We start from the raw sequence: 23,415 nt of genomic DNA, 5'->3' as shown, positions 1-23,415 counted from the left end.
CATCATCCAATTGAACGCAGTTTGCTTTGCGTTTCCAGTTGCAAAGTACGCATCTGGATGTTTTGCAACAAATCAGGATGAGAACTTGAGAAATAAACGGAGTGCAGTGGGTTTGTACTCAGCAACCAACGGGCTTCAATTGTGAATACATCAAACCAGAGTATTCGATGAGGAATCATGCCGATATGATTCATCTCGACAAACTCACCGGGCTGTAGAACATCCTCCAGTTCAAACCGGCGGTACTGCCGATCGACCGGAAAGCGCACGCACAGGAAACAGCGATCGACCGAGTTTGCACGGCTATACCAGTAAGCCGCTTTGATCAGCATCAGCCTTAACGCAAGCCCGTTGGAACGCGCCGGTATGGCCAGCCTGGATATTTCAGCGATTCGCCCGCTTTTCAAGGCTTTGGGCAATACAAAAGATTCTTCAAGACGAAGTTGTTGTTGCTTGGCAATTTGAACCCGGACAGTACCAATGCAACTGCCGTCGAGCTTTGAGAAAGCAAGCAAGACAGCCGAGTCAGGGTGGCGATCATCTGTATCAGGCAATGCCAGTTTTGCGCCCAACAAGGGAAGGTGTTTGCCGTAGGCCAGATGACGGGCTTTCGCAGCCAGTTCCAGTTCATGATCGGTTTGTGCAATCGCAATCCAGAAAGGCAACAATTGCGAGCTTGAATCTGAGAGAAAATTGACTGCTGAAAGACTGGGCATGGAGTTCTCCAAAGTATGGACTCACCTTAAATATTCCACATCCAATTTGCGTCCCCCCGATCGGGTTAAAGCTCCGGTCACTGCTTATCACCCTTAGGGCCTATAAATAATCAGTATTCGGAATATCAGTACAAGGTTTATTGAGTGTGAGAGAATCTCGCAAAACACAATAACTTCAGGAGATACAGTGCAATGAAAAACAAAGAATTCGATTTGATTGTCTTTGGAGCAACCAGCTTTGTGGGCCAGATTCTGGTGCAGTATTTGTGGAAGCGACATGGCCTGAATGGCGAAATCAAATGGGCCATTGCTGGTCGTGACTCCGATAAGCTGGCTGTGCTTAAAAATCGCTTGGGCGAACAGGCCCGTGAACTTCCTGTTGTGTTGGCCAATGCCAGCAAAGAAGATGACCTGCAAACCCTGTGTGCCAAAACCAAAGTGGTTGTTTCAACTGTTGGGCCTTACGCCCTTTATGGCTCAAGCCTGGTGAAAATTTGTGCCGAAACGGGAACCGATTATTGCGACCTGACCGGTGAGGTGCAATGGATTGCGCGAATGATCGAGGCCCATGAAGAAACAGCCAAAAAAAGCGGCGCACGCATTGTGCATTGCTGTGGATTCGATTCAATCCCCTCGGATCTTGGGGTGTTGTTTTTGCAGAAAGCAGCCAGCGTGCAATTTGGCGAGCCTTGCCAACAAATCCGCATGCGGGTTAGAAAACTGAAAGGTGAGTTTTCGGGTGGCACCGTGGCCAGCATGATCAACGTGACCCGCGAAGTTGCAGCCGACCGCTCTCTCGCGAAAAAACTGGCCAATCCTTATTTGATCTCCCCTGCCCGCCTGGCTGCACGCCAACCCAATGTGAGCTTTGCAGAGTTTGACCCTGTTGCTAAAAGCTGGCTGGCTCCTTTTGTGATGGCGGGCATCAACACGCGCGTGGTCCATCGAAGCAATGCCCTGCAAAACTATGGGTATGGCAAAGAATTCAAATACGATGAAGCCATGATGACTGGCAACGGATTCAAAGGCCGACTAACGGCAATGGGGCTGGCCGGTGGTATGGCTGGCTTTTTGATCGGTGCTGCACTGCCACCAACACGCTGGGCGCTTGAAAAGTTTGTGGTACCCAAACCAGGCGAAGGGCCAAGCGAAAGTTCTCAGAAACGTGGCTCGTATGATCTTCGCTTTTACGGCACTGGCAGCAAAGGCAACAAGCTGACCGCAAAAGTGACCGGAGACATGGACCCTGGTTATGGTTCAACCGGGAAAATGCTGGGTGAGGCGGCGGTCTGCCTGGCTTTGGACATTCAGGAACAGCCAGGCGGATTCTGGACCCCCGCTTCGCTCATGGGCGAACAACTGATCGGCAGGTTGCAACAACACGCAGGCCTTACCTTTGAGTTGCTGCCAAACTGATCAGGCCACAAAGCGACTGCCGTTCAACGCGCTTCGAACCGGACCAGCAAACGTCCAAGCTGGTCGTACAACTCCATACGCTGGCCCAGAATGTTCCAGCTTTTAACCTGGGTCAGCGTCATGATTAATTCATCATCGACGTTGCCTGCTTGCAAACAAGCCATGCGGGTGGCGGCAATCATGTTGGTCTGAATCGAATTCCCTTCCACCGAATAAGTGCCCACAAGCTGGTTGCAGCCGCCCGAACCACTCAAACGGTTGTTCTCTGCATGAAACATCAAGCCCGGTGGACGCCCATTCTCGGGCAACACCACGGGCTTTCCGCTGAGTTGGACCAGTGTCCAGAATTGATCTTTCAAATTGGCTGAATACAAGCGTGGGGAACAATCTACTTGTGCGATGGACTCAAAACGCAAGGGATGCACGCTGGGCACCAAGCGATTGCCTTCCATGGAAGGTGCGGGCTTGATGTGTGCATACAGTGTGGCCAAAAGCGCTTGAGCAGGTTGATCGCGGCGCTGCAGATAAGCCTGCTCGAGCTTTATATTGTCGCCAGTGGGCACCACCGGAAAAGTCAGTCCACTTGCACATTCGGTAAACAGGGCTGCATCGGCGAGATATTGATAAAGTCCGTTAAGCGGAAACAGTTTCAAATCCATCGAGTCGACGGATGCAGTGCGCATTAACTGGTAGTTGAGATCTGAAAAAATGGTTCGCGCTTCCAGATCCAGCATTTCAATTGCCTCAGCGGATTTCACCCGAAAATATCGAATTTGTGAGTTTTGTCCCTGCATGACCAACACATTGCCATGATGCGACATCACCCAACGTCCCAAATCATTTGCTTGGTTGGGAGACGGTTGCCCCGTATAGATTTGGCGAGAGAAAAAGCTGCCATCGGCTTGCAAGGTAATATTTGTTTGAATGCCTTCACAGTTGGCACATGGCAAATTGCCTTTAAACGTGGCCGGCAACTGGGCAAGCGGCACAGGCAAGGCTTCAGTGGCTTTCACCGCGCCTGAGCAGAAAAATACCAACGCCAATAGCAATCCTGCATCGAGTTTTTTAAACATCACGCTTCTCCAGCCAAGTTGTCTTTTCTTCATTATTACATCCAAACTTTTGCCGACAAAGTACAAGTTTCATCTCATCTGGAGTTTCTTGTATGCGCATTCGCCCCTTGCTTGCCTGTCCGCTTTTCCTGTTGCTGCCTACGTTGGTTGCCTGCACGGGTGAAGAGCCTGTGGCTGGGCCGACAACACGCACCACCGCATCGTCACTTGAACAGAACTCACCTTGCTTTAACAACGCGTGTGCAAGCTTGCAAGAATTACTGACCGTTCCCGATGCCGAGAACATGATTTTCTCAAATGATGGGCGACTGTTTGTATCCGGTGGGCAGTCCGTGATCGAGGTCGTAAAAACCAACAATGAATTTGTGGCCAAAACGGTATCGAACGGGACTTGCAATTTCACTGGATTGGCAATTGCCAGAAACACCCTGTATGCCAACTGCGGTGACGGCACCCTTTGGGCCGGGGCGCTGAATCAATCACCGACGTTGATTGCACCTGTGTTCAATTACGACAGCATGGCTTTGGCCAACGGGCTTACCAGCAGCGGTGATGGCCAAACACTGTACGCAGTAGATGGTCCGATCGCCACTGGGGGATTACCTTCACCGAAGATCGTGAAGCTTAAAATGGCTGCCAACAATCCACTGAAGGTTGACAACCAAACCACCTGGCTAGACCTGGCTGGTCGTTTTCCAAATGGTGTTCAACGCCGTGGCAACCTGCTTTACTTCACTGATTCTGAAATACCCAACTTGGGCCGTTTGAATGTGGTGCCAATTCAAAAAGACGGTTCGGCTGGTATGCCCTTGGTGTTGGCAACACTGGAAAGTTTGGCCGATGATTTCTCAATTCTTTCCGATGGCTTCGCGGTAAGTTACTTTTTCACCGGTCAGGTCATCAAACTTAACTTCCTGGGCGAGCAAGTGGATGGTTTTAATCCACTGACCTTCTCAACAGGTACGTCTCAAGTCATGCAGGGGCGACCGCCCCTGTTTTCAAACACCGATTTGTTGGTGACCGAGAAAGGGATTCTGGGTGAACAAAACAGTCCCGTCGGCAACAAATTGACAGTTGTTCGCAAGGTGAGCATCAACTAGACACCATCTACACTAAAAATTCCAAAAAACCACTTGTATTGATAATAGTTATCATTTACGATGAATTCTCATTTGAATAAAACGGGAGTTCTTCATGCAGCAGGAAAACTGTACCGCCCAACTTGGCCAGTGGTTAGCCGATAGTGAAAATGGCTCAGTCTATTACTGTCAAGAAACAGAGGTGGTCTCACTGTGCCTTCACTACATGACCATGCGCTTTGAAGCCAAAGCCTTTCGGGATTTACTTGGCATGATGGGCTTTGCGCAAGCCGAAATTCAACGAATTAAAAAAGCTTTGGAGCACCCCACCCTGCAAAGCCACAACCGGCCTGTTGCGGGTGGCGCCCTGCACTGATTCAACAAAGGAATCGCACCATGAAAGCCGCTGCCTGCATGAACAAATCGATGGATACTTTGTTAATTGAAAATGACGCCCTGTGCAGGCAGTTGGCCAAGCTGCAAGAGCGTGCCAGTGAGTTGATACAAAAACGATCTGCCGAGGTGGAACAACTTTCTACTGTGGTGGAATACCTGAGCGCTGAACTACACGACCGAGAGGCAATGATTCTGTTTTTGCGTACCAAACTTCAGGAGTTCAGGAAAATCGCTGAACTCCAGTGAGCTGGTTCAACTCAGTTTGTTTGAAGGTAACCAAAATCAAATTTGTGCGTGTCGTCATCAACACGCACAGTCACCGTAATGTCTTGCGCACTGCTGGCCGACAATTTTCTGGACACAATTATCTCGCCTTGTGTTTGTTCACCAGGGCGAACCACCCTGGGTTTCAAGCTGTACTTTTGAATCCGCTCAAAATCGGCAAACGCCTGCTGAACGTCTACACGGTCATTGAAGTCGGTGTGCAAAAACACACTGCCACCATGAAAACCACGATGAAATGGTGAGTGATAAAAAGGCGAATAAAAAATGGGGGCTCGCATGCCATAGAAGGACAAGCGATTCTGTACATCCTGGATTTGCGCCTCGTAACTGACCACAGCGGCTGGCTCACCGTTGAAGGTCACAGTGACGTTTTCAGTTGAAAACTCGACCGGAAATTTTCCGTTATTGACAAAAGTGACATTGAAGCGCGGATTGTCAAACTGCCGCATTGAGTTGTAAACGGAACCCACTTGCACCATGTGCTTTTTCTTTGAGCTTAGCGACTCGAAACCCTGATTTTGAACAGGTACCTGATTCTCGGCCACCACGGGTCGGACGCTGTACATGGACACGCACGCACTCAAAAGCAATGCAGACCCGACCACAACACTTGTTGACACGCTAAACATTCGCATTTGAATCACCTTTCACTGCTGACGTTGCTGCTGGTAAAACCCACTTTATTTTATCGATATTTCATAGACAACAACAGATCGCCTTGGTTCAGTGTTGCTGAGTTGGCACGTTTTCTGCATTGCAACATGTATACGGACAAAATGCATTCCAAAGGTGGAATTTGCACTGTTCGAGAGGATTGCCCGCACTTTTTAAGTGCGAAACAACAATTCAATGCAGCAAAAACGGGCAACGGCGCTCACCTATTGATTGAATCGACAGATTCGTATCAAGGGTGGGCGCTTTTTATTTTTAATTCAAAGTGAGCACGCGCCATGAACGATCACGCAAAACTCAATCTGTTTTCTTTTGCAGGAAAAATGAAAATTCTGCACATGAGCTGGATGGTATTTTTTATTACATTTTTCGTCTGGTTCAACCATGCCCCCATGCTCGGTGCCATTGCCGAGTCGCTGAGCCTGAGCAAGGAACAGGTTAAAACCCTGCTGATTCTGAACGTGGCGCTGACCATTCCAGCCCGAATACTGATCGGCATGCTGACCGACAAATTTGGCCCCCGAATTGTGTATGCGGTCTTGCTGTTTGTGTCTGCATTTCCGTGCTTCATGTTTGCTTTTTCAACTGATTTTGCGCAAGCCGCCATTTCACGGTTTTTACTCGGTTTCATTGGCGCCGGGTTTGTGATCGGCATTCGCATGGTCAGTGAATGGTTTCCGGCCCACCAATTGGGCACTGCCGAGGGCATTTACGGTGGCTGGGGCAACTTTGGTTCCGCTGGCGCGGCCATGCTTTTGCCCACAATAGCCCTGATGTTTGGTGGCCCCGATGGCTGGCGCTATGCAATCGCAATCACAGGCGCACTGTGCCTGGCGTTTAGCGTGTTGTGGTACTTCAATGTATCCGATACCCCCAAGGGTTCCACTTACTTCAAGCCCAAAAAAAGCGGTGGCATGGAAGTGACCAGCGTGAGCGATTTCTATTTTATGCTGCTGATGAAATTACCCATGTACGGTGCGCTGGCTTTGCTCACATGGAAGCTGTCGCCCGAAGGCGTCAACATGCTCTCGGCTGCTGCTGCAACAGGTATCTATGGCGCGTTGATCCTGATTTTGGTGTACGACTGCTACAGCGCCTACAAGGTAAACAGCGAGGTATTCAAGGCACCTGTACCTGAACTGCACCGTTACAAATTCAAGCAAGTGGCCGTGTTGAATGTGCTTTACTTCGCAACATTCGGTTCGGAACTGGCTGTGGTCTCCATGTTGCCGTTGTTCTATCTGGAAACATTTTCGTTAAGCCCAGTGTATGCGGGCCTGGTGGCTTCCATGTATGCCTTCATGAACCTGATGTCACGCCCGGGTGGCGGCTGGATCAGCGACAAGTTTGGCCGCAAACGCACACTGCTTATTCTGACCGCCGGGTTGGCTGGTGGCTACGCCCTCATGGGCTTGACCAACGCCAGCTGGCCATTGTGGCTTGCGGTGATCACCACCATGGCCTGTTCCTTCTTTGTGCAGGCCGGTGAAGGTGCTGTATTTGCAGCAGTGCCTTTGATCAAGCGCCGCTTGACCGGTCAAATTGCCGGCATGACAGGCGCCTATGGCAATGTGGGTGCGGTGGTTTACCTCACTGTGCTGTCGTTTGTCAGTTACCAGGCCTTCTTTTTCGTGATTGCACTGACCGCTGTGCTTGGTTTCATTACACTGTTATTTATGGAAGAACCCCAAGGTCACATGGCCGAGGTGAAGGAAGACGGTACGGTTGAATTGATCAAGGTAGGTTAAAAAAGGTGAGCACCTCACTGCAGATTCGATTCGGTGGTTACTCCATTGCAGGCGCAAAGCCTGTGAATCAGGATGCGTTTGCAGCCTTGTGCGGGCATGCTGAATCGAATTTGCTGAAAGGTGCGGCAGCAGCCATTGCCGATGGGGTCAGCAGTTGTGCAGACTCCCATGTGGCCAGTCAAACTTCAGTGACCAGCTTCATCGATGATTACTTTTCAACGCCCTACACCTGGAGTGTTCACAAGTCGGCCCGGCAAATTATTTCCAGCCTGAACGCCTGGATATATCAACAAAACACCAATCGGGCCAGCCACAACGACAGCCTTTTGACCACATTTTCTGCCGTGGTATTGAAATCGAACACCCTGCACTGTTTTCACGTGGGCGATTCCCGTGTGTATCACGTGCGTGGGGATGCGATCGAACGGTTGACACAAGACCATGTGCGCACTGAACGCGGACAGGAATACCTGTCGCGCGCATTGGGTGCAGACCGGCACCTGGAGCTGGACTACAGCACCCATGATCTGCAGGTGGGTGACCTGGTGTTGCTGAGTACCGACGGTGTTCATGGTGTGCTTAAGCGCCCCGAACTACTGGCCCTGATTGCCCGGCACGGAACCACTGATCTGGAGTTGCTGGCCAGGCACATGGCGCAAGCTGCCTTGAAAGCGGGCAGCGATGACAACTTGACTGTGTTGTTAATGGCAGTCGATGCCCTGCCACAGGAAACCTTGGACGAAGTGCACCGCAAGCTGACTCAATTGCCCATACCGCCTGTGCTGCAGGTGGGCAATAAAATTGATGGCTACGAGGTGCAGGAAATTATTTTCAGTGGCACACGCAGCCACATGTACCGCGTGCGCTGCACGGAAAGTGGCGAGCAATTCACCCTGAAAACCCCGTCGCTGAATTTCTCGGAAGACGCGATGTACCTCAACGGTTTTGTACGCGAAGAATGGGTGGGGCAAAGTATCCAGCATGTGAATGTGATGCGAACCCACGTGCCCAAACGCCCCAAACAGTTTTTGTACTATTTGGGCGAATACATTGAGGGCATTAACCTGCGGGAATGGATGTACGACAACCCCAAGCCCGGCATGGACGCGGTGCGGCGGATCATAAAGCAGGTGGTGGCGGGGCTTCGTGCATTTCAGCGAGCCGACATGGTTCACCAGGACATCAAGCCTGAAAACATCATGATTAATTCCGAAGGCTGCGTGAAAATTCTGGATTTCGGTACCGTGCTGATTGCCGGTGCAGATGAGCTGATTTCACCGCTGGACAAATCAGTGCCGCAAGGCAGCGTGAATTATGTGGCCCCCGAATACCTGATGGGTGAAGTGGGCACATTCAAATCCGATTTGTTTTCACTGGCTGTGGTGGTGTATGAAATGCTGACAGGCGGCCTGCCCTTTGCAGAAAAAACCGTGAAACAGGTCACGCTAAAAAGCTACAGCGACATGCGCTACATTGCAGCCAACCACCCGCGCCGAGACTTGCCTTTGTGGGTTGAAGCCTGCTTGCGCAAAGCGCTACAGCCCAACCCCCGCTACCGCTACGATGCGCTTAGCGAATTTTTGCAAGACCTGACCGTGCCCAACACCAAACTGGAAGCCAGCGTGGCCAGGCAACCACTGATCGAAAAAAACCCGGTGGTGCTGTGGCAGGTCATCGCGGTTGTCTTATTAATTATCAACCTGCTTCAGTTGCTGCTGCATTCAAGTTAACGCGCCAGCACTTGTGCGGGCATGGGCGCCAATGGCGCAGTGCGTGAACTGCTACTGGGCTGAACGGGCATGCCATGCAGGGTGACTGAATCGACCTGGTTTTTAAATCGGGGCGTTGGCAAGCGTGTGGGCTCATCGTTCGCAAAACTCACCATTTGCACACCCAATACATCGGGCGCGTTGTCTTGCAGCTTGTTTTGCCACCAGCATTCAAACACGGCTTTGTCTTGGTCCAGTTGCACAATGCCATAACCGTGTTCAACCCACTCCATGAATTGAACATGCTTGTTGCCCAGCATGGTGGCCGTTTCAATTGCACGGCTGGCTGCCACATGCACAGCAAACGGGCTGCCCTGCAATGCGTTGGCCACAAGTTCATCGGCACCGCCTCGCCCCATTGAAGAAGGCGCAAACTCAACAGCGGCTGAAGCTGCGCGTAAATTCACACCGGGCAAATTGGCGGTGGCTGCCCGCTGAAAACCTGCCGCAATATTTTCTGGCGATGTGCCCTGTCGCAAGGTGGGCGCTGGGGGTGCAACCTGGTATTCGTTCAACACGGCAGTCTGATCATCTTCCACCACATCGCTGATCCAGTTGCCATGCATGTCACCGGAAACAAACACTGTGCCGTTCACCGTGGGCACTTCTGCACCACCACGCAATTGCGAAATCAGCAAATTTCGCTCGACGTTGTAATCGTTCCAGCGAACAGGCAAAGGCATCACAGGCGACCCCACCACATTGGGCACCACCCACGGTGCAATCCAGGTTTGATTGTTCAACACTTTCCACAGCACACCATCGCTTTCATCTTTTCGCAATTGTGAAAGCAACCAGTCAAATTGGGGTTTGCCAAACAAGGTCGGCGTGCCTTCGGGCAGGTGTGAGGCATCTGCCTCCAGTCCATAGGCGGGTAAATAGCTTTGGGTATCCAAGGCGCGAATACTGGCCAGCGGGCCGTAGTTCAAACTTCGGTACACCAACAATGGATCAACCGGCGATGGGTATTCTGTATCGGGGTAGAAAATAAACTCACCGCTGCCATCGGCCTTCACTGGACGAGAAGGGGTCCATTCCCAAAAAGCGCGCGTGGTGTCTTGCAAAGTGCAAGTGGACTCGACACCTTCAGGCAAGGTGGTGGGCAATTCGTTGCCGAAACCCGGATCGATGTCGTGGTTGTCCCAGGTAATAAACCACGGGTGTTGCTGGTGCGCCGCCATCAAATTGGGGTCTGAACGAAACAGCGCATAACGTCGGCGGCATTCGTCAATATTCAACCAGTCGCGATAATCCACATAGGCTGTGTCTTCAATGTTTCTGCGCGCCCGAACCTGTTCGTCTTCGTCCACAAAATCATAAATGTAATCGCCACAGTGAATGACCAAATCCAGATCGTCACGTTGCGCAATCGCCCCATAACCACTCCAGGTGCTTGACCAGTAACTGGAACACGACACCACGGCCAGTCGAATTGCCGACACCATGCTTGCGGGCGCAGTGCGCGTGCGGCCCACAATGCTGCTGTGAGGCCCGGTTACAAATTGATAGTAGTAAGTGGTGGCAGGCTGCAAACCCTGTGCATCCACTTTCAGGGTGTAATCATTTTCCGCCACCACGCGTTGCGTGCCGCGCCGCACAATATTGTTCATGTCGGGTGTGGTACTAACCAGCCAGCGTACCTGCACACCCTGTGCCGGGTATTCCGGCAAGGTGATTCGGGTCCACAAAATAACCCGGTCAGCCAAGGGGTCTCCACTGGCCACACCGTGCGCAAAAGGCATGGCCAACACCATGGGAAAATCAAAACCCGCAGGCTCGAAACCTGGTTGCGGCAAAGCCTGTTCGAATTCATTGCTGGCGATAGGCGAACCCGCGCCCGGCCCCGGTTCAGAGGGATCGACTGGCCCGCCGGGGCTGTTGGTGAGTACATTGTCCCCGCCACAACCTACAAGGCCAGTTGCTGCCATTGCTTTCAATACATCACGCCGCTTCATCCCGTCACCTTTCTCTGTTATTCAAACTTGTACTGGAAAAGCGCCAGAAAGGATTGAAAACAGAAAAGAGCAGCGTTTCTAGATGACTTGTATTGGAAATGAAATATGTCAAATACGTGGCATTTCACACTGAGTGATTTACCCAAACCATGTGTTCTGTTGCGCAGTATAAAAATTTGCCACTCACGATACTTCGACAGGTTTCACCATGCATCAGCACATCATTCCCTCATTCAAACGCCGTGCCCTGTTGCGAGCCATGTTTCTTGGTGTGGGTGTCACGGCTTTGCCGTTGCTTAACGCCTGCGGCTCTGATTCCAACGAGTCCACATCCACTGTCACCCCCACTGGCCCTAATGAGAATGTCAATCCGCCCGAGGTGAATCCTCCCAGTCTTGGGCCTTTGGCGATGGAGCTTCCTTTGCAAGCTGGGCCGCTGGCGGGCATTGGTGAACTTGTTGCCACAGGGGTGGACAATATTCTTGCTCCGGCTGGCTTCACTGTGCGCCCGGTGGCGCGTCATTTAAGCAACCCAGTGCTCGGCATCCCGGATTTGCTGGGCTTGACTGGCTACAACTGGCACATGTTCCCGGACGGTGGCGCTGTGTTCCAGACAGAAGATGGCGGCTGGGTGTATGTCTCCAACAGTGAAACCGAGGCTCCACAAGGTGGTGTGGGTGCACTAAGGTTCAATGCACAAGGTGACATTGAATCCTCGTACAGAATTCTCACCGGTACCGCACGCAACTGCGCCGGCGGTGCAACACCCTGGGGCACTTGGCTTAGCTGCGAAGAAACCCAAACCGGCGTGACCTGGGAATGTGACCCCCTAGGCAGCACAGCCACCGCACGTGCATTGCCTGCGCTGGGTGTGTTCAATCATGAAGCAGTGGCTGTAGACATGACCACCAAAACCTTGTTTTTGACTGAAGACGCTGGCGATGGCCGCCTGTACCGCTTTGTATCCGAGGGTGATTTGCGCCCCACAGTCAACGGACAAATGGGTTTGAACATGGAGCAAGGCAAGCTTCAAGTTCTGGAGATTGTCGGTTTCGAAGCTGGTGCATACCAAGAAGACATTGCCGTGGCCCAGCGTGTTCATCGTGTGAAGTGGGTGGATGTTCTTGAACCGGAAAACCCGCAAGCCCAAGTGCGCTCGCGAACCAGCACAGCTGGCCTGCCGGTGCCGGGCACCGTGTTCAGGGGTGGAGAAGGCATCTGGATTCAAGAATTCCCGCAGGGGAAAGCGCCTTCCGTGAGTGGTGTAGCCAAGCCCATGCGCGCTGTGGTGTTCTTCGCCTGCAAAGGCGACAACCGGGTGTATGCACTCGATATCGACAACGACTTGATTGAAGTGGTGTTTGACAACAGCCAATTGGACGACGGTGCCGGCTTTGACGACGTGGACAATTTAGTGATTAGCCCGGCCGGCGATGTGATCGTGGCAGAAGATGGCGATGCCATGCGCCTGATGGTGATGATTCCCAATCAGCCAGCGAAAATTTTGCTGCAAATTACGGGCGGTGGCAGTGAATTGGCAGGGCCTGCTTTTTCACCTGATGGTTCAAGGCTTTACTTCAGCAACCAGCGTGGCCCCAACCTGCCAGCACTGCCTGGTTTGCCCAACTTGCCCGGCACGGGCGCCACTTACGAGCTTTTGATCCCGGAGGAATTCCGTGCAGTAAATGGTTTGGCTATGTCGGCCACCTGACACACGCTGAAGAAGTACTCAAAAATATCGGGCTGGCTTGCAAGGACAGTGTAAGCCAAGCCCCGAATGATGAAGACAATAACAAATACACTGATTATTTCGAAGTATGCTTTGGTAAGCATGTATCAATACTAAAAATAGAAGGTTCAACTTGGCCAAACCTGTCCGCAAGTCCAAAGGCAAAGAATTAACACCCATTAGCGAAGGCGCAAAACTGGTTGATCAATACTTTGATCACGTCGGTGAAGCTTTTCTGCGCCACGCGCCGGAAATAGACCCTGAAAAGCTGAGGGACTGGCGGCCCAAACTGTTCAGCTTTACACGTTTAAACCCTTGGTATGGCGGTTTGGTGGGCGTGCACCGCAAACGAATTGGTGTGGGTAGAGACAAACTGGTTTGGCTGGAAATTGGCCAGGAAAGCAGCCCTGCCCTGTTGCTGATGCATGGCTTTGCTGCCGCAAAAGAACACTGGCTGCCATTGCTGCCATTTTTCGCGGGACAGTTTCGCATTTTGATACCAGACCTTCCAGGCTGGGGTGAAAGCGGTTTCAATCCCGACCGCAACTACGGCTTGGAAGACCAGACCGAACGCTTGCACGACTGGCTCACTGAAATTGGCGTAAACAAAGTGAACGTGGTGGGCAATTCAATGGGCGGCGCCTTGGCTGGCCTTCTGGCTGCCCGCTTTCCTGAAATGGTCACCAGCCTGGTGCTAATGGATGCCTTGGGCTTGCCGGGCACCGAGGAAACCGACTTCATCCGCGAAGTGTTGCGCGGCAAAAACCGGCTTGTACCGCGTGCGCCGATGGATGTCATGAAACTGACCGACCTGGTCTTTCACAACAGGGCACTGGCCGCATCGGCTGCCTTTTTTTCTGCCACTGAATTGATTCATCGAAGGGACGTCAACGGCTTTCTGTTTCAAGAAATGCTCAGCCGTCGCCCCGATTACACCAAGACCACATTTGAGGATATTTCAGCGCCGACCTTGGTCATGTGGGGCAAAGAGGACGATGTACTCCACATCAGCTGTGCCTACGAGTTTGAGCGCCTGATTAAACGCTCAGAAATGTGTTTGTTCGATGGCGTGGGTCACTTGCCCATGATTGAAACGCCCTACCCCTGTGCACAAGCCATCAAGGAATTTGTACTCAGGAACCTTTGATTGGATATTTCCCTGTGAATTGCCAATTTTGTAGCATTTTGCTACAATTAAAGCGTTCACAGGTATTGAATCAAGGAAGTACACCATGGCCAAAGCCTCTTCACCCATTCGAATTCAGTCTGATTTGATGAGCAACGCTGCCGTGCTGGGTAAACTACACCACCGCAGTGCAGCCGAGCAAATTGAATACTGGGCCAGCATTGGCCAAAAAGTTGAAAGCCTGCTCGACCCGGAAACCCTGTTGCAAATCAAGGCTGGCCTGTTGCGCGTTAAACTGGAGCAGGTCAATGCACCACCCGTAAGCGCAGACTGGGTGTTTGGCAATTTGGACATGAAACGCAGCACCGGTGAATTGAAAAGCGAGGTTAGCCAGCACAAGGTGCGCTACCAGACCAGCACCACACACCCGGGCATGCTGGAACAAATTGATGTCAAGGGCAAAATCAGGCTGGGTCAGTTCGACAACGGCGTGTTCACACCACTCAAATTGGCATGAAACAACTGTGGCTGCTGGTGGGCGGCAATGGCGCAGGAAAAACCACTTTTTACCGAACCCAGCTTGAACCCCTGGGCATGCCATTCATTAATGCCGACAATATTGCGCGCGATGTCTTCTCGCAAGCACCTGAAGAACACAGCTACGAGGCTGCAAAAATCGCCGAGAACCTGAGAAACAGCTTGCTTGAACAAGGCAAAAACTTTTGCTTTGAAACGGTGTTCTCTCACCCCTCCAAAATTGATTTTGTAGCCAAGGCCAAAGCCTTGGGCTACCAGGTGGTGATGGTGTTTGTTCACCTTGAACAAAGCAATTTGAACAAGGCCCGAGTGCACCAACGCATTGAAACTGGCGGGCATGCAGTGCCGGAAGACAAAATTGAAGCACGAATTCCGAGAACCGTTGACAATGTGTTGAATGCCCTGCCCCTGTGCGACGATGTCTGGGTGCTCGACAACTCCAGTGCCCAGGAACCGTTCCGAAAAATACTGCGTATCCACGGTGGAGTACTGAATCAATTTGTGGATCCGCTACCTGAATGGGCGCATCGTTTCAACGCACAGTGAACGAATGCTGGCTCACTGGGTCATAAACACACAGTTTTAACTTTTTGAGTGCCCAGAATTCGTGATGAAACCGGCAATTCGAACCCGAACATTTTTACTCATGGCCTGCCTGAGCTTGCTTGCAGCATGCAGTGCCATCAAACTGGGTTACAACAACTCGGCCACTTTTGCGCACACTTACCTGACCAACAAAGTCGATTTCGATTCTGAACAATCCGCTTTACTCAAAACAAGTCTGAACAACATTGTTGAATGGCACCGCAATGCCGAACTGCCGGTGTTGGCCAATGAATTGCAAACAGCTCGCCAGGCTTTGGCGGCACGCAATGGCGTGGTAACACCTGTCAATGCCGCACAAGTGCAGGCCTTAAACCAGGCAATCCGGGCCTCCCTGCGCCGCACTGCCAACGAGGCGGCCCCAGTCATTGCAAAAAACATGCTGGGCTTGTGGCCCAATCAAATTCGGGATATTCAGCAAGCGCTTAACAAATCCAATGTGGAATACCGCGAAGAACGTTTGATGCAAAACGCAGAAAAACGGGTCAACGAGTCCATTGAGCGCATGACTGAACGATTCGAGCGTTGGCTGGGCACATTAAACCCTGTTCAACTGAAACAGATTGAAGCCTGGGCACGAACTGAAACACGTTGGGCCGAATCGCGCTACGAAAACAGGTTGGAGCGACAGCAGCAATTCATGGATTTGGTGAACACAGCAGCGAACCGTCAAATTGACCAGGCCACCTTAAGCCGCGAGATTGCGCGATTGCTCAACGCTTGGCAAACCCCGTCCAGCCCAAGCGACAAACAGGAAAGTGAACAACGGCAAAAGACCACAATTGCGCTGATTGTGGATGTGCTCAACTCGGCCACGCCCGAGCAACGCAATAACGCGGCCGACCGCGCGGCGGGCTGGGCAAAAGACTTCCAGATTCTGACCAGCAGATCCTGAAAAAACTGTTAACTTTCTTGGACAATCGGTCGGCTAAAAAACCATCGATCAGGCAAGAAGGTCTTGCACCTTCTTGCTGCTGTAAAAACGCAGCAAATTGCGACGCAGGAAACTTTCCGCAACCCCTTCCTTGATCATCAAGGCAGCCAGGTCCGGAATGTAATTGTCCAGTTCGCCCGTGATCATTTCATGGGTGATCCCGATGTCGTCCAACAGAGCTTGTAGCGACTGGTCGCCATACTTCTCAAAGAAAAAGTCGACACCCAAATCAATGCACGACTTCAAGTACTCGGTGTTGCGGAACTCAAGCCAGAACTCATAGCCCAGCACCATGAACTCCTGGAAGTCTTGCTCGGTCAGGTAATCGCGATACGCGGTCAACGGCCACTCGCGCACCACATCCCAAAAAGCCAAAGCGCTGTTCATGGCTGTTTCACGGTATTGCTCGTTGTCCAGGGTTTCATCCACCATTTCGAGCGAACCTTTGACGCCACTTTCCATCAGGTTGCGCACTCGGTCTTCAAGACCTTCTGACAAATCGGGCGCTTTGGAGCTGAGCCACTCCCGCACTTTGCGTGTGCTGCTGGCCACCGTCGAAAATTTCATCAGGTTGTTTTGCTCAAATACATAGCCTTTGAGCACGGTGAAAATGACGTCCGACAAAAAATGCCGAAATGGCGTGCTGTTTCTGATGTTGGTGACAGCATGATCAAGCACACCGTCTTGTTCAAATATTTTCTCGATGAATTCTGTCGCGATTGAGTCGGACACCACCTCGCCAATCTTTGTGGTCTGGCTGGCTGGGAATTCAAAAATGCGATTGGCAATTTCACCAAACAACTCGGGAATGGCACCACCAATTTCCATTTCTACGGCATAACGTTGCGCAGTGGCCTTGACCTTGTTTTCATCCACAGCATCGCGCAGGCGAATGTATTCAAACCTTCCCAGGATATGGGTCACTTCGTCGGCAAGCAAAGCCTGAAACTTTTTACCTTTCAGGTTCTGAAGCCAGAAAGCAACTTCGGCCTCAAGCAGTTGCGAAGCCAAATCTTTAGGTTCCGGGATTGAGGTTTTTGCCATTGTCATTCCGATGTGTAGTACTGTTAAATGATTCTAACCTGCGGCACCAAAGTTGTTATGTTGAAGAAATTAATTGCCCTGTTCTTTATTAGTACCACTGCTCCAGCCATGGCCCACTTAACCTGGATTGAGGCAGGCGAGCAAAGCCTTGGATTGTCTACCGGGCACAATTTCCCCGCAAAGGAAATCACGGTGAAAGGCGAATACGTTCAAACGATTCGTTGCACAACCGTGGTGGGCGAATTGTTCGAGCTTGGGTTTGATGCGCAAAGTATTCGCTATGTTTACCCAAAAAAACCAGCCAATTGTGTTGCCCAACTTAAAACCACTTTGATCGAACTGACGCCAGCCCAAGGGGTTCAGCACTTTTCCGAAAACAAAGTGAGCAAAACACTGATCGATCAGGTACGCGCCAAGCAGAAGTTTGAGGAAGTGTATTTCAAACTGGCACAAATCAAACCAGTACTGGTTGGCGATCCGCTGTACAACAAGGACATTGCACAGTTTGTGAGCAAGCCCGACGATCCAAAAACGATTTATGTGTACAAAAATGGTGAGCCTGTACCCAACCTGCCGGTGGGCCTTGAGTACCCGGAAACTCCGATTACCCTGTGGAGCAACACCGACGCTGAAGGCAAAGTCAAATTGATCTTGCAACCCACATCAAAAGCGCTGTTAAGAACACTGATCACCGAACAAAACGACACAGGCTACAAAAGCCAGTTTCTCTCTGTCATTCTGGAGCCCCAATAAGCGCATTGCCAGGCAATTTTTCTAGAATTGCAAACTCGCTGTCAGGCGAATATGTCTTGGCAATGCGGGGTGGAATGTTTTTCCAAATGCAGCATTGCCAGCCAGAAAATATTCCTGAGCATACTGAATATCGCTGTTTTCCCGATCAAAAAGATTGAAGATTGAAAGGTTCAGGCTCAGGTCTTTGTTCAGCCTGAAGTTAGCGAACAGGTCTGAATTAATGACTGAGTCCGATTGAATGCTCCGGTCTTCAGTCAATGGGGCGCTACCCACATACTTGAACTTGTAACCAAGCTTGAGATCACCCCAGGTTTGACTCAATGACACCGCGGCGGACTCCTCAATTGCGTTCGGAATTCCGTTGTCGGTCACATTCACAAACCGTGCATCCACCAGCGTGACAAAACCATCAATTTCAAATCCCGTTTTGTTGAAGTAACTTGCAATCAACTCCAGTCCATTTCGTTTTGTTGCACCATTCGGCTCAGTGGTGCCGGCGTCGCCCACAAATACAAGTTCTGAATCACTTTCCAGTTGAAACAAAGTGGCTGATGCGCTCAGGTTTTTGCTGGCGTTGGTGGATTTAATCCCCAACTCAGAGCCTTTGGTTTTTACCAGGTAATCAACCGGATTCGCTGTGAACAAGCCACGGGGATCATTGCTGTGAAAACCACGGCCTACCGCAAAAAACAACTCGGTGTTGTGCGCAAAGGGCTTCACGCTGGCTGTAAATTTCGGGCTGACCTGAGAATCACTGCGGGAACCTGAACGCTGTGTATTGGGCGTACCAGGGTCTTCATCGTCATCAAACTCACCATTCAAATCAACATCAAAGCTGTCGTATCGCAAGCCACCTGTCAATTTCAACCACGGTACAGGCTGCAATTGCTGAGAAACAAACAAGCCAAGATTTTGCTGCTCAAAGGTATCTTGGTTACGCGTGGCCAAACGTTCACGTGCAATGGATTCATATAGACCCGCCGGATTCACATCATCAACGCGATAATCAAGGCCCATTGCAAGCTGAGAACGCATGAACGTGAGGTTCTCGAAAATGGTGTGCGTTACGCCACCACCATAGGTGGTTCGACTATCGAATTGATTGAATTGATCTGACCTGACACCTGGCCGACCAAACACTGAGTTGTCGCGAAGGCCGTAAGTGAAGTCGCTAAACAGATCGAGCTTGTAATCCGCAAGGAATGCGCGAACTTGTGTGATCGACTGGTCCCAAACCGTGGTGAAGTTACCGGAAACCGCATGCCGTTGGGTAAATCCACCGGCTGTTGGATCCAGACTACCGAAGCGATTGACCAAGCCACGTTCCACTGCCTCGACCGGAATGTGATCGGTCGATGTCCATTGTGATTCGTATCCGGAGTATTGCACTTCAAATTTCTTGCTGGCGTCAATTTGATGACTCAACTTAAGCAGCATATTGTATTTGTACTGGTTTTCAGCCACTTCCCAGGGACCGTCATTTTCGGTCACTTCGAGGGCATACAGCAACTTGGTTTGTTCATCGTTCCATGTTGTTGAATTGGCCAACAGTCCACGCCGATAGCCAAACTCACCAACTGACAACGAGGCCAATCCTTTTTTCAACTCGCTGACGTAATCGATATTCAATGAGCCCGCAGAACTGAAATCACCATCTTGCGCAAAGTAAGGCCCTTTGCGATATTCAATCCTGGACAGAAGTTCAGGAATGATCATATTGGAATCTGCATAACCTTGACCGTGTGCATGCCCAGGCAAGTTCAGTGGCGCACCAAGAAAATTAATGGACAAATCAGTGCCGTGATCAAGGCTGAATCCGCGAAGAAAATATTGGTTGGCCTTGCCCCCACCGGAATGTTGCGTGACATTCAAACCGGGAACCGCTTCAAGCACATCGGAAGACCTGGCAGGGTTTTGATTGGCCAAACGTTGCTGCCCCAAAATTCCCTGTGAGCTTGTGATGCCGCCCAAGGTATGAACAGCTTCGATATTTTCTGTCACCGAAATCTCATCAAGCTCCTGATTATCAAAGTGAATGCCATGGCTCCACGCACTGCCAAAAATCAGCAAACAACAAACAGCAAGAACAGATTTGGTTTTCATTCGGACTTCCGTAACAGCATATTGAACGTTTAACTAAAAAAAATCCTGCAACCTTGTGAGTCACAGGATTTTCCATACAGTACATTAACTTTCGGTTAGTCAGGCAGATCAAACGGCTCGGCTGTCTCGGAAGTTGCCAGCATCAAATTGCTGACATCATCAGGTTCCCCGGTTTCAGTACTGCTACCGACCAGTGTGCCCGCTTCAGTGGAGCTGATACTACCGTCGCTACTGGCGCTGCCCAGGTTAAACGGTGAACCGTCTCCACCACCACATGCAGCAAGCGCAAGAATTAATGCTCCGCCAACACTAAGTCCAAGTTTGTTTTTCAGATTCATGATTCCTCCTTGGGCTCATACATTAGTTAACCGCGCCAGGAATTGGTGTATTCAAGTACGGAAATACATTGAGAAATGGCACTTGTGCTTGATCAACAGCATCATGCACCTGCAGCGAGTTATCACCCAAAGGCACACTATCTGGATTACAAGCTGAACTTAAGGTTGTTCCAGGCACCGTGTTTAGCCCAAGCCCGTTATTTGCACCATTGGCTACGCACAAACCGCCCATCACCGCAACCAGCGCCACATCAACCACATCGTCTTTCGGTCTGCGGCCATTTGGAAAGCCTGCCAAGTCACCGGCGAGTACACCGAGAGTCTGCTGTTCAGCAAATGGCTTGGGGGCAATCGTGGTGTTCAACCGCAACATTTCCGAAAGCGTCACATTTGCAGGCCGGTTCACACCTTGAATACCAGCAAGAAACACATTGAGCAGATCGGTACGAGGAAAGTTTATGGGGGCTGTGTTTTCAAGACCAGGCACAACCATGCTTATCAACTGAGGCAAGGTGGGGTTCGAAACATAGGTCAAGAATTGACCGTCGCCACTGGGCTTGGATGCATTGAACCGGTCTTTGTCTTTCAAACCGATTACCACCTCGTTGACCAAAGGCATGCCCAAGCGTGAAACCTGAACCCATGCGCCACCTACTTTTTCAGCTTTCTGGTGGCCTTGCCCTGGAACGCCGTCGCCAATTTGAACTTGACGCACGCTGGCTGTGGTCCAACCACCGATCACCTTTTCTGCACTTGGTGCCAAACAGTCTTTGTGGATTTCCAAAGCAATGCTGGTGACATTCTTGTCTTGAATTGAATTGGCTGCTGCTGCGTTTGCAAACATAGCCCTGTTGCCAATAACCTCTGCCGGCGCGTTTACAAGGTCGAAGATTGTGCCCAGATTAACCGCAAAACCTTCTTGGCGCTGACCTACAAACACACGTGCCTGATTAGTGCCGCTTGCACAACCCGGAATTGTTACTGTGTGAATGTGTTGATTTGCATAAGCAACATAATCAGGTATGGTCTTTTCACCAATATTATCCACTGGCTTTTCCAGTGTGGTGCTGCCTCCACTGGTTTTGGCAGCCAATGTACGGTTGCTGTTGCGGCGGCCGTCGCGGACCACGGTCATGGTATAGCTCTCGGTCAAATTCAGATTTGGATCTGACAAAGCAGACACCGTTCCGGCCTGAATCAATGGAATGCTGACCGATGGCGGATTGGTAGTACCAATTGGCAGCTGAATATCTCGCAGCGTATTCTTGAAATTAAACTGAAAAGTGATTTCTTCCTGCGCATCGCCATCGTTGTCGATGTGAATTTCATACAGGGCATTGGGATCCATCGAGAAGTAATTCGGACCGCCATAACCATCTTGCAACGGTTGATAATTCGCGATCACGGTAATGAAATCAGACCGGTTCGTCTCATAGCTTCGGAACATGTAAAAGTCAGTTCCATCTGCTTTCGGTGTGGTGGTAATTGAGGGCGCTTCGCGATGGCTAGAGGCAAATGCCGCCACGCTCAGGACTGCCAAAAGGCTACCTGTCAGAATTTTCTTAGTAAACTTATTGTTCTTGTTCGGGTTTGTCGCCTTCCTTAAACTGTTCATTTTCCCATCCTCACTGCAGTTGACACTAAAACATTAAACAAAAATTATTACAGTTTGAGTATAGGGCGCGATATTCATTACTACAATAAGCACAATGACTACGCGATACACTCAATAAACACATTAATTACACTAACCATTTGAGCCAGTTTTGGATGCGCCAATATAAATACTATGAGTTTGTTCTGGTCGCTTTTGTGGCCGTGCTGCTGTGCTCCAACCTGATTGGGCCTGCAAAAATTGCCGAATTGAACCTGCCCATGGTCGGCACGGTCACCTTTGCGGCAGGCGTGTTGTTCTTTCCCATTTCCTATATTTTTGGTGACATCCTGACCGAGGTGTATGGTTATGGCCGTGACCGCAGGGCTGTGTGGGCAGGATTCGGTGCGCTGGCCTTTGCCTCATTCATGGCGTTTACCGTAGTGAACTTGCCTGCTGCGCCCTTCTGGGTTGACAAACAAGCGGCCATTGAAAGCGTATTTGGCAACACATGGCGAATTGTTCTGGCCTCGCTGATTGCATTCTGGAGTGGCAGTTTTATCAACAGCTTTGTGCTGGCCAAGATGAAAATCTGGACCCACGGCAAATGGTTGTGGACACGAACCATTGGCTCCACTGTGGTGGGTGAATTCATTGATTCAAGCTTGTTCTACACCATCGCATTCTGGGGAATCATGACCACCGATCAAATTATCACGGTGGCATTAACCCAGTACGTGCTTAAAACCAGTTGGGAGATACTCGCTACGCCGCTGGCGTATTGGATAGTCGCTCGCTTAAAACGAGCAGAAAATGAAGACTACTATGACAACAAAACCAACTTCACACCATTCAGTTTGAAGGTGTAAAACCGTTCAACCCAATACGGCGTGCGGTAATAAAATGACGCTGCCAATAGGGGCTGAGCAACTTGGCTATTTCAACACCCGCGCGTGTGGACACATGCATAAATTGGTTGTTGCCCATGTAAACGCCCACATGTCGGCGTGTGGGACCCGTGCGAAAAAACAGAAGGTCACCAGTGCGTAAATCAGCGATATCCACTCGCTCGCCCATGGTCATTTGCTCACGCGAGCTGCGCGGCAATTGAAGCTTAAATTTGTCCTCGAACAGTGCTTGAATAAAGCTGGAACAGTCGACACCATTTGTACCGGTACCGCCCAACTTGTGGCGAGTACCTGCCCAGCTTGAATAATGAGCCAATAGTGCATTTTGAATTTCAGTGCTGTATGACTGCTCGGGTACGGGCTGATTCAAAAGAACGTCCAGCGACGCTTCACTGGATGCAAAACCCGGCCAGAATGCAACGATCAACACCAGAAAACTGCTTTTCACATTGTTGAAACGTTTTACATCGGCCATGCGTATGTTCCTGAAGGCATATGGTGGGTAAGCGCGTGCTTGCCCAAAGGGACCGTATCATAGCGGCAAAGCGCAGAACAATCGGTAAAACTTGGTAGAAAACTCGAAACAGGTTCAAGTGTGGACGGCAAACCGCAGAGATTGCGGTTTGCCGGTTTGATA

The 23,415-nt window shown here is 50.7% G+C and carries 22 protein-coding genes; 13 read left to right on the top strand and 9 right to left on the bottom strand.

What is annotated here, in order from left to right; genetic code table 11:
* Positions 1–2 precede the first annotated feature (2 nt).
* On the bottom strand, positions 3–716 hold the full coding sequence (locus tag P0D43_RS10185; protein WP_159570033.1) for a hypothetical protein: 714 nt from the start codon (positions 714–716) through the stop codon (positions 3–5).
* Between the two features lie 192 nt (positions 717–908).
* Here P0D43_RS10185 and P0D43_RS10180 point away from each other — a divergent pair, with 192 nt between their 5' ends.
* Positions 909–2,132, top strand: coding sequence for a saccharopine dehydrogenase family protein (locus P0D43_RS10180; RefSeq protein ID WP_394672353.1), 1,224 nt, complete (start codon positions 909–911; stop codon positions 2,130–2,132).
* 23 nt (positions 2,133–2,155) lie between these two features.
* Here the strand turns inward: P0D43_RS10180 and P0D43_RS10175 are convergent, their stop codons facing one another.
* Positions 2,156–3,205 (bottom strand): META domain-containing protein, encoded by a 1,050-nt coding sequence (locus tag P0D43_RS10175; protein WP_394672352.1) that lies wholly within the window; start codon positions 3,203–3,205, stop codon positions 2,156–2,158.
* A gap of 92 nt (positions 3,206–3,297) precedes the next feature.
* Here P0D43_RS10175 and P0D43_RS10170 point away from each other — a divergent pair, with 92 nt between their 5' ends.
* The 3 genes from P0D43_RS10170 to P0D43_RS10160 all read left to right on the top strand — a co-directional run bounded on the left by P0D43_RS10170 (position 3,298) and on the right by P0D43_RS10160 (position 4,926).
* The gene (locus tag P0D43_RS10170; RefSeq protein ID WP_394672351.1) at positions 3,298–4,305 is read left to right on the top strand and encodes a hypothetical protein; all 1,008 of its coding nucleotides are present in this window, start codon (positions 3,298–3,300) and stop codon (positions 4,303–4,305) included.
* 94 nt (positions 4,306–4,399) lie between these two features.
* Complete coding sequence (locus tag P0D43_RS10165) at positions 4,400–4,660, top strand: hypothetical protein (protein ID WP_394672350.1); 261 nt, start codon at positions 4,400–4,402, stop codon at positions 4,658–4,660.
* A gap of 20 nt (positions 4,661–4,680) precedes the next feature.
* The gene (locus P0D43_RS10160) at positions 4,681–4,926 is read left to right on the top strand and encodes a hypothetical protein (protein WP_159570024.1); all 246 of its coding nucleotides are present in this window, start codon (positions 4,681–4,683) and stop codon (positions 4,924–4,926) included.
* A gap of 11 nt (positions 4,927–4,937) precedes the next feature.
* On the opposite strand, the gene P0D43_RS10155 is transcribed toward P0D43_RS10160, so the two are convergent.
* Positions 4,938–5,600: a hypothetical protein gene (locus P0D43_RS10155; protein WP_341237149.1), complete on the bottom strand. Its 663-nt coding sequence runs from the start codon at positions 5,598–5,600 to the stop codon at positions 4,938–4,940.
* Between the two features lie 315 nt (positions 5,601–5,915).
* Between P0D43_RS10155 and P0D43_RS10150 the strand changes: the two genes are divergently transcribed.
* Positions 5,916–7,385, top strand: a complete 1,470-nt coding sequence (locus P0D43_RS10150; protein ID WP_394672349.1) for a NarK family nitrate/nitrite MFS transporter — start codon at positions 5,916–5,918, stop codon at positions 7,383–7,385.
* A 5-nt stretch (positions 7,386–7,390) separates the two neighbouring features.
* Positions 7,391–9,115, top strand: a complete 1,725-nt coding sequence (locus P0D43_RS10145; RefSeq protein WP_394672348.1) for a protein kinase — start codon at positions 7,391–7,393, stop codon at positions 9,113–9,115.
* On the opposite strand, the gene P0D43_RS10140 is transcribed toward P0D43_RS10145, so the two are convergent.
* The gene (locus tag P0D43_RS10140; protein ID WP_394672347.1) at positions 9,112–11,109 is read right to left on the bottom strand and encodes an alkaline phosphatase D family protein; all 1,998 of its coding nucleotides are present in this window, start codon (positions 11,107–11,109) and stop codon (positions 9,112–9,114) included. The two genes, P0D43_RS10145 and P0D43_RS10140, sit on opposite strands and share 4 nt — an antisense overlap.
* A gap of 208 nt (positions 11,110–11,317) precedes the next feature.
* Between P0D43_RS10140 and P0D43_RS10135 the strand changes: the two genes are divergently transcribed.
* From P0D43_RS10135 to P0D43_RS10115, 5 genes are all read left to right on the top strand, one after another.
* Positions 11,318–12,820, top strand: a complete 1,503-nt coding sequence (locus tag P0D43_RS10135; protein ID WP_341237153.1) for an alkaline phosphatase PhoX — start codon at positions 11,318–11,320, stop codon at positions 12,818–12,820.
* A 151-nt stretch (positions 12,821–12,971) separates the two neighbouring features.
* On the top strand, positions 12,972–13,985 hold the full coding sequence (locus P0D43_RS10130; protein ID WP_341237154.1) for an alpha/beta hydrolase: 1,014 nt from the start codon (positions 12,972–12,974) through the stop codon (positions 13,983–13,985).
* 85 nt (positions 13,986–14,070) lie between these two features.
* Positions 14,071–14,481: a hypothetical protein gene (locus tag P0D43_RS10125; RefSeq protein ID WP_394672346.1), complete on the top strand. Its 411-nt coding sequence runs from the start codon at positions 14,071–14,073 to the stop codon at positions 14,479–14,481.
* On the top strand, positions 14,478–15,047 hold the full coding sequence (locus P0D43_RS10120; RefSeq protein ID WP_159570010.1) for an AAA family ATPase: 570 nt from the start codon (positions 14,478–14,480) through the stop codon (positions 15,045–15,047). Before P0D43_RS10125 ends, P0D43_RS10120 begins: the two co-directional genes overlap by 4 nt.
* 64 nt (positions 15,048–15,111) lie before the next feature.
* On the top strand, positions 15,112–15,999 hold the full coding sequence (locus tag P0D43_RS10115) for a DUF6279 family lipoprotein (protein WP_394672345.1): 888 nt from the start codon (positions 15,112–15,114) through the stop codon (positions 15,997–15,999).
* A gap of 48 nt (positions 16,000–16,047) precedes the next feature.
* Here P0D43_RS10115 and P0D43_RS10110 read toward each other — a convergent pair whose 3' ends face one another.
* Complete coding sequence (locus P0D43_RS10110) at positions 16,048–17,082, bottom strand: hypothetical protein (RefSeq protein WP_159570004.1); 1,035 nt, start codon at positions 17,080–17,082, stop codon at positions 16,048–16,050.
* Positions 17,083–17,139: 57 nt separating this feature from the next.
* Here P0D43_RS10110 and P0D43_RS10105 point away from each other — a divergent pair, with 57 nt between their 5' ends.
* Positions 17,140–17,835, top strand: coding sequence for a hypothetical protein (locus tag P0D43_RS10105; RefSeq protein WP_394672344.1), 696 nt, complete (start codon positions 17,140–17,142; stop codon positions 17,833–17,835).
* 21 nt (positions 17,836–17,856) lie between these two features.
* Here P0D43_RS10105 and P0D43_RS10100 read toward each other — a convergent pair whose 3' ends face one another.
* The 3 genes from P0D43_RS10100 to P0D43_RS10090 form a co-directional block, all read right to left on the bottom strand.
* The gene (locus P0D43_RS10100; protein ID WP_394672343.1) at positions 17,857–19,938 is read right to left on the bottom strand and encodes a TonB-dependent receptor; all 2,082 of its coding nucleotides are present in this window, start codon (positions 19,936–19,938) and stop codon (positions 17,857–17,859) included.
* Positions 19,939–20,033: 95 nt separating this feature from the next.
* Positions 20,034–20,276, bottom strand: coding sequence for a hypothetical protein (locus P0D43_RS10095; RefSeq protein ID WP_341237160.1), 243 nt, complete (start codon positions 20,274–20,276; stop codon positions 20,034–20,036).
* A 22-nt stretch (positions 20,277–20,298) separates the two neighbouring features.
* Positions 20,299–21,891, bottom strand: a complete 1,593-nt coding sequence (locus P0D43_RS10090; protein WP_394672342.1) for a DUF4331 domain-containing protein — start codon at positions 21,889–21,891, stop codon at positions 20,299–20,301.
* Positions 21,892–22,046: 155 nt separating this feature from the next.
* Between P0D43_RS10090 and P0D43_RS10085 the strand changes: the two genes are divergently transcribed.
* A complete protein-coding gene (locus P0D43_RS10085; RefSeq protein WP_394672341.1) occupies positions 22,047–22,739 on the top strand; it encodes a queuosine precursor transporter in 693 nt (230 codons plus the stop codon).
* On the opposite strand, the gene P0D43_RS10080 is transcribed toward P0D43_RS10085, so the two are convergent.
* Positions 22,723–23,253 carry an NlpC/P60 family protein gene (locus P0D43_RS10080; RefSeq protein ID WP_341237163.1) on the bottom strand — a complete coding sequence of 177 codons (531 nt, stop codon included), beginning with the start codon at positions 23,251–23,253 and terminating at the stop codon, positions 22,723–22,725. The two genes, P0D43_RS10085 and P0D43_RS10080, sit on opposite strands and share 17 nt — an antisense overlap.
* Between the last annotated feature and the right edge of the window lie 162 nt (positions 23,254–23,415).

The sequence above is a fragment of the Limnobacter sp. genome (assembly GCF_043511195.1).
Classification (GTDB): Bacteria; Pseudomonadota; Gammaproteobacteria; order Burkholderiales; family Burkholderiaceae_B; genus Limnobacter.
Note: the sequence above shows the minus strand (reverse complement) of the source record. Positions and strands in the feature narration are given on the sequence as shown.

Coding starts and splice junctions, on each gene's coding strand:
- P0D43_RS10120 (WP_159570010.1), top strand. CDS start 14,478: ATGAAACAACTGTGGCTGCTGGTGGGCGGCAATGGCGCAGGAAAAACC.
- P0D43_RS10170 (WP_394672351.1), top strand. CDS start 3,298: ATGCGCATTCGCCCCTTGCTTGCCTGTCCGCTTTTCCTGTTGCTGCCT.
- P0D43_RS10110 (WP_159570004.1), bottom strand. CDS start 17,082: ATGGCAAAAACCTCAATCCCGGAACCTAAAGATTTGGCTTCGCAACTG.
- P0D43_RS10090 (WP_394672342.1), bottom strand. CDS start 21,891: ATGAACAGTTTAAGGAAGGCGACAAACCCGAACAAGAACAATAAGTTT.
- P0D43_RS10165 (WP_394672350.1), top strand. CDS start 4,400: ATGCAGCAGGAAAACTGTACCGCCCAACTTGGCCAGTGGTTAGCCGAT.
- P0D43_RS10085 (WP_394672341.1), top strand. CDS start 22,047: ATGCGCCAATATAAATACTATGAGTTTGTTCTGGTCGCTTTTGTGGCC.
- P0D43_RS10095 (WP_341237160.1), bottom strand. CDS start 20,276: ATGAATCTGAAAAACAAACTTGGACTTAGTGTTGGCGGAGCATTAATT.
- P0D43_RS10160 (WP_159570024.1), top strand. CDS start 4,681: ATGAAAGCCGCTGCCTGCATGAACAAATCGATGGATACTTTGTTAATT.
- P0D43_RS10150 (WP_394672349.1), top strand. CDS start 5,916: ATGAACGATCACGCAAAACTCAATCTGTTTTCTTTTGCAGGAAAAATG.
- P0D43_RS10180 (WP_394672353.1), top strand. CDS start 909: ATGAAAAACAAAGAATTCGATTTGATTGTCTTTGGAGCAACCAGCTTT.
- P0D43_RS10185 (WP_159570033.1), bottom strand. CDS start 716: ATGCCCAGTCTTTCAGCAGTCAATTTTCTCTCAGATTCAAGCTCGCAA.
- P0D43_RS10100 (WP_394672343.1), bottom strand. CDS start 19,938: ATGAAAACCAAATCTGTTCTTGCTGTTTGTTGTTTGCTGATTTTTGGC.
- P0D43_RS10135 (WP_341237153.1), top strand. CDS start 11,318: ATGCATCAGCACATCATTCCCTCATTCAAACGCCGTGCCCTGTTGCGA.
- P0D43_RS10140 (WP_394672347.1), bottom strand. CDS start 11,109: ATGAAGCGGCGTGATGTATTGAAAGCAATGGCAGCAACTGGCCTTGTA.
- P0D43_RS10115 (WP_394672345.1), top strand. CDS start 15,112: ATGAAACCGGCAATTCGAACCCGAACATTTTTACTCATGGCCTGCCTG.
- P0D43_RS10125 (WP_394672346.1), top strand. CDS start 14,071: ATGGCCAAAGCCTCTTCACCCATTCGAATTCAGTCTGATTTGATGAGC.
- P0D43_RS10105 (WP_394672344.1), top strand. CDS start 17,140: ATGTTGAAGAAATTAATTGCCCTGTTCTTTATTAGTACCACTGCTCCA.
- P0D43_RS10080 (WP_341237163.1), bottom strand. CDS start 23,253: ATGGCCGATGTAAAACGTTTCAACAATGTGAAAAGCAGTTTTCTGGTG.
- P0D43_RS10155 (WP_341237149.1), bottom strand. CDS start 5,600: ATGCGAATGTTTAGCGTGTCAACAAGTGTTGTGGTCGGGTCTGCATTG.
- P0D43_RS10175 (WP_394672352.1), bottom strand. CDS start 3,205: ATGTTTAAAAAACTCGATGCAGGATTGCTATTGGCGTTGGTATTTTTC.